Annotated in this window: 4 protein-coding genes; all 4 read left to right on the plus strand. The window is 70.0% G+C overall.

All coding sequences use genetic code 11. The annotated features are described in order from the left end of the window. Positions 1-208 precede the first annotated feature (208 nt). On the plus strand, positions 209-1,477 hold the full coding sequence (locus tag VI238_RS09530) for a flavohemoglobin expression-modulating QEGLA motif protein (RefSeq protein ID WP_331650766.1): 1,269 nt from the start codon (positions 209-211) through the stop codon (positions 1,475-1,477). 59 nt (positions 1,478-1,536) lie between these two features. Continuing rightward, positions 1,537-2,844, plus strand: coding sequence for an amidohydrolase (locus tag VI238_RS09535; RefSeq protein ID WP_331650772.1), 1,308 nt, complete (start codon positions 1,537-1,539; stop codon positions 2,842-2,844). Positions 2,845-2,975: 131 nt separating this feature from the next. Next, positions 2,976-5,267 carry an NADP-dependent malic enzyme gene (locus VI238_RS09540; RefSeq protein ID WP_331650768.1) on the plus strand — a complete coding sequence of 764 codons (2,292 nt, stop codon included), beginning with the start codon at positions 2,976-2,978 and terminating at the stop codon, positions 5,265-5,267. A 210-nt stretch (positions 5,268-5,477) separates the two neighbouring features. After that, positions 5,478-5,801, plus strand: a 324-nt coding sequence (locus VI238_RS09545) for an ECF-type sigma factor (protein ID WP_331650770.1), incomplete at its 3' end; no start/stop codon positions are given.

A 5,801-nucleotide genomic window follows, 5' to 3' on the forward strand; every position in this document is an offset into this window, starting at 1 on the left:
TAGCGTGGCGCGATGCCCGCGGCCGGCGCCGGCGGAACGGCGGCCTCGGCCGCCGAAGCGCACGCGAGCGCCGCGGCGAGCGGAACGAGTCGGAACCGGTGAAGGCGGTGCGTCATGTCGATCTCCTGATGGCGTGACGCAGGGCCCCCCGGTCACTCCCGCCGATCGTGCAAGCGGTCTGCTAAGGTTGCGCTGAACGACCGCACGGATGGACATGGCTGCGACCGCTGCTGCCGCGGACCTTTACGCCACCCTCGACGCTCGCCTGGTGGAGGCGACGCGCGGCATCCGCCTGCTCGATTCGGTGAGCTGGCCCGCATCGATCGAGTCGGGCTTCATCGCGGACTGGAAGGCCGGGCGGGCGAAGCTGCCGGACGTCGCCTACCCGCGCCTCGACTTCGGCGACACGCGCGCGAAACTCGACGCGATCTCCGCTGCGGCCGACCCCGCGCACCCGATCGGCGACTACATCCGGCGCACGGCCGAATCCTGGCGCGTCGCGACCGACTTGCTGGAGTCGATGGGCACGCCCGCCATCACCGCGCACTCGGCCAAGCTGTACGGCCTGCCCGGCGATCGCGTGCCCGGCGCGACGCTGACCAACGTCGACGCCGCGCGCCATTTCATCGCGATCGCCGACGAGTACAACAGCGGTGCGCCGCTCGACGAGATCGAGACGCGCATCCCGGCTGAGCTGTTGCGCATCGAGCTCAAGCAGCGCCTCGACGGCTTCTTCGGCGTCGGCGCGATCCGCGTCGAGGTGGATCCCGACCTCATCGCGAAGGCGGCCGCGGGCGCGACGCGCATCCGCCTGCGCTCGGCGACGACGTTCTCCAATTACGACCGCGACCAGCTGCTCGCGCACGAGGCATTCGTGCATTCGCTCACCGCGCTGAACGGCCGCGCGCAGCCGCACCTCAAGTCGCTCGCGCGCTCGTCGCCGCGCATCACCGCGACGCAGGAAGGCCTCGCCGTGTTCGCCGAGCTCATGTCCGGTTCGATCGACATCGCGCGCATGAAGCGCATCTCGCTGCGCATCCTCGGCATCGACATGGCGATCCGCGGCGCCGACTTCATCGAGGTGTTCCGCTTCTTCATGGACGCCGGTCAGAGCGAGAACGACAGCTTCAGCTCGGCGCAGCGCGTGTTCCGCGGCGCGCCCGTCGGCGGCGGCGCCGCGTTCACCAAGGACGCGGTCTACCTGCGCGGCCTGCTGTCGGTGCACACGTTCTTCCGCTGGGCGCTCAAGAACCAGCGCATGGCACTGTGCCGCAACCTGTTCGCGGGCAAGTGCGCGCTGCATGACGTGATCGCGCTCGAGCCGTACTTCGACAACGGCTACATCGCCCAGCCGCGCTACCTGCCGCCGTGGGTGCAGCATGCGCACGGACTCGCCGGCATGCTCGCATTCTCGCTGTTCGCCAACCGCATCCGGCTCGACCGCGTCGAGGCCGAAGACCTCGTGCTCGGCCTTTGAGCGCATCGTCCTCCCACCCATTCCTGCTGCATGACCACTTCGAGGAAGACAACGTGAACATGTCGCTGCTTGCCGCCGCTTTCGCCGCCACTTTCGCCGTCACGCCCGCGCATGCCGACTCCGACGCGCGCGCGCAGGTGCAGCCGCTGCTGCCGCGGATCACCGCGTGGCGCCGCGACCTGCACCAGCATCCGGAACTCAGCAACCGCGAAGTGCGCACGTCGAAGCTCGTCGCGGCGGAACTGAAGAAGCTCGGACTCGAGGTGCGCACCGGCATCGCGAAGACCGGCGTCGTCGGCATCCTCAAGGGCGGCAGGCCGGGGCCGAAGCTCGCGATCCGCGCCGACATGGACGCGCTGCCGGTGACCGAGGACGTCGACCTGCCGTTCGCGTCGAAGGCGAAGGGCGAATACATGGGCAAGACCGTCGGCGTGATGCACGCGTGCGGCCACGACGCGCATACGGCGATGACCCTCGGTCTCGCGGCCGCGCTCGCCGCGCAACGCAAGGACCTGCCTGGCGAGGTCATGTTCGTGTTCCAGCCGGCCGAGGAAGGCGCGCCAGCGGGCGAGGAAGGCGGCGCGCCGCTGATGGTCAAGGACGGCGTGTTCGAGGACTTCAAGCCCGACGCGGTGTTCGGCATGCACGTGGTCAGCGCCTATCCGGTCGGCGACGTCGCCGTGCGCGCGGGCGGCGCGATGGCGAGCTCGGACACGTTCCGCATCACCGTGCACGGCCGCCAGGCGCACGGCGCGACGCCGTGGAAGGGCATCGACGCGGTCGTGACCGCGGCCGCGATCGTCACCCAGGCACAGACGATCGTGAGCCGGCGCCTCGACATCGGCAAGGATCCGGCGGTCGTGACGTTCGGCGTATTCAACGGCGGACAGCGCTTCAACATCGTGTCCGACAGCGCGCACCTGGAAGGCACCGTGCGCGCGTTCGACGAGGACATGCGCAAGCAGGCGCTCGACGCGCTGAAGGGCGTCGCCGAGCACGTGGCGGCGGCCAACGGCGCAACCGTCGAGGCGGAGATCCCGGCGCCGGGCAGCAATCCGGTCAACTACAACGACCCCGCGTTGACCGCGCGCGTGCGCGCGAGCCTCGAGACGGCGGTCGGCCGCGAGCACGTGCTCGAGGCGCAACGCTGGACCGCGTCGGAGGATTTCCCGCAGCTCGCCGAAGGCGCCCATGCGCCGAGCGTCTACTTCTTCGTCGGCGCGACGCCGGCGGGGCAGGATCCCGCGAGCGCGCCGACGAACCATTCGCCGAAGTTCTTCCTCGACGAGGGCGCGCTCGCGGTCGGCACGAGCGCGATGCTGCAGGCCGCGCTCGACTTCCTCGCCGCAGGCGCGCCGAGGTCGTGACGGCGGCAGCGGCGACCGTCGGCGCGGTGCTGCGTCGCGCCGTGCCGACGCGGTCGCCCGTGCGCGCGATGCTATAGTCCGGCGACCGCATCCAGTCATCGCAGGGCATCGCCGCGCGCGCCCCCGACCCCATGTCGACCATCGAAGAACTCAAGAAAGCCGCCCTCGAATACCACCGCAAGGCGCCGGCCGGGAAGATCAAGGTCACGCCGACCAAGCCCGTCGTCACGCAGCGCGAACTGTCGCTCGCCTACTCGCCCGGCGTCGCCGCGGCGTGCGAGGAGATCGTGCGCGACCCCGCCGAGGTCGCGAGCCTGACCGCGCGCGGCAACCTCGTCGCGGTGATCACCAATGGCACCGCGGTGCTCGGCCTCGGCAACATCGGTCCGCTCGCGGCGAAGCCCGTGATGGAAGGCAAGGGCGTGCTGTTCCAGAAGTTCGCCGGCGTCGACGTGTTCGACCTCGAGATCGCCGAGAACGACCCGGACAGGCTGGTGGAGATCATCGCGAGCCTGGAGCCGAGCTTCGGCGGCATCAATCTCGAGGACATCAAGGCGCCCGAGTGCTTCGAGGTCGAACGCAAGCTGCGCGAGCGGATGAAGATCCCGGTGTTCCACGATGACCAGCACGGCACCGCGATCATCGTCGGTGCCGCGCTCGTCAACGCGCTGCACGTCACCGGCAAGGACATCGGCCGGATCAAGCTCGTCTCCACCGGTGCCGGCGCGGCCGGCATCGCCTGCCTCGACATGCTGGTCAGCCTCGGCGTGAAGATGGAGAACGTCTGGGTCGCCGATCGCCTCGGCGTGGTCTGGAAGGGCCGCAAGGAGGAGATGGACCCGAACAAGTGCCGCTACGCGCGCGATACCGATGCGCGCACGCTCGACGACATCATCGACGGCGCCGACGTGTTCCTCGGCCTGTCCGCGCCGGGCGTGCTCAAGCCCGCGATGGTCGCGCGCATGGCCGAGCGCCCGATCATCCTCGCGCTCGCCAACCCGACGCCGGAGATCCTGCCCGAGGAAGCACGCGCCGTGCGCGCCGACGCGATCATCGCGACCGGCCGTTCTGACTACCCGAACCAGGTCAACAACGCGCTCTGCTTCCCGTACATCTTCCGTGGCGCGCTCGATGTCGGCGCGACGACGATCAATGAGGCGATGAAGATCGCCTGCGTGCACGCGATCGCCGCGCTCGCGCGGCGCGAAGCGAGCGACGTCGCCGCGCGCGCATACGGCGGCCGCACGATGTGCTTCGGCCCCGACTACATCATCCCGCAGCCGTTCGATCCGCGCCTCATCGTCGAACTCGCGCCCGCGGTCGCGCGCGCGGCGATGGAGTCCGGCGTCGCGACGCGCCCGATCGCCGACCTGCGCGCGTACACCGAGAAGCTCAACGAGTTCGTGTTCCGCACGACGCTGCTGATGAAGCCGGTATTCGCGCGCGCGAAGGCGGATCCCAAGCGCATCGCGTTCGCCGAGGGCGAGGAAGAGACCGTGCTGCGCGCGGTGCAGGCGATCGTCGACGAGGGCATCGCGCGTCCGATCCTGATCGGCCGTCCGTCGGTGATCGAGTCGCGCATCGAGCGCCTCAGCCTGCGCATCCGTCCCGGCGTCGACTTCGAGCTGTGCAACATCGAAAGCGACCCGCGCTTCAAGGACTACTGGACGCTCTACCACGAGATCATGCAGCGCAACGGCGTCACGCCGGAGAGCGCCAAGCAGATCGTGCGCTCGCGCGCGACCGTGATCGGCGCCCTGATGCTCCGCCGCAACGAGGTGGACGGCTTCATCTGCGGCATCGTCGGCCGCTTCCACAAGAAGCTCGGCTACCTGCGCGGGATCATCCCGCTCGACCCGGGCGTGACCGCGATGTCGGCGATGAGCGCGGTGTTCAACGAACGCGGCGTGTTCTTCTTCCTCGACACCCACGTCGCGATCGACCCCGACGCCGAGCGCATCGCCGAGGCGGCCGCGCAGGCGACCTTGCGCCTCAAGTACTTCGGCATCGTGCCGAAGGTCGCGATCCTGTCGCACTCGAACTTCGGCAGCCACGAGGACGCGAGCGCGCTGAAGATGCGCCGCGTGGTCGAGCTGCTGCGCGAACGCCTGCCGCGGGTCGAAATCGAGGGCGAGATGCACGCCGACACCGCGCTCAACGCGGAAGTGCGCGAGCGGCTTTTCCCGCATTCGCGCCTGTCCGGCAGCGCCAACGTGTTCGTCTGCCCCAACCTCGACGCGGCCAACATCGCCTTCAACATGACGCGCGTGATGACCGATGGCGTCGTGATCGGCCCGATCCTCATGGGGCCGTCCAGGCCCGTGCACGTGCTGACGCCCGCCGCGACCGTGCGGCGGGTGTTCAACATGACCGCGCTCGCGGTGGTCGAGGCGCAGATCCGCGCGCAGGTGATGCTGCGCTAGCGCGCGATCGCCGGGTGCGTGGGGCCGCGGTCGCGATGCCAGGTGCGCCGATCGCGTGCGAACCCGCGGTCGGCCGTCGGCGTCCTTGTCGTCGCCGTCGTCGCGAGCGCCCGGACCGCCGCGATCGCGACGAACTGCGCCGGAGCCTGTCGTGCTGACCTCTCCGATCCAGGGAGGGCGACCGGCCCGCAGTCTCCCGCCGATTCGCGCGTGACCGCCACGGTCGTCGCAGGGCCGCCGCGCGAGGTCGAATTCCTGCACAATCGGCGCATGGCCGATTCCCGCACCGCGACGCACGAGCAGGCCGTCCAGTCGCTGGTCGAGGTGTTCTACGCAGACCTGCAACGCCTCGCGCGGCGCGAACGCGGTCGCGTCGCGGCGCCGGCCGAGACGCTCGGCACCACGGCGCTCGTGCACGAGGCGTACCTGAAGCTCGCGCGCCGGCAGGTGTTCAAGGACCACGCGCATTTCCTCAATACGGCCGCGCTTGCGATGCGGCAGGCGCTGGTGTCGCACGCGCGTTCGCGCATGCGC

The organism is Dokdonella sp. (genome assembly GCF_036518555.1).
In the GTDB taxonomy this organism is placed as follows: Bacteria; Pseudomonadota; Gammaproteobacteria; order Xanthomonadales; family Rhodanobacteraceae; genus Dokdonella_A.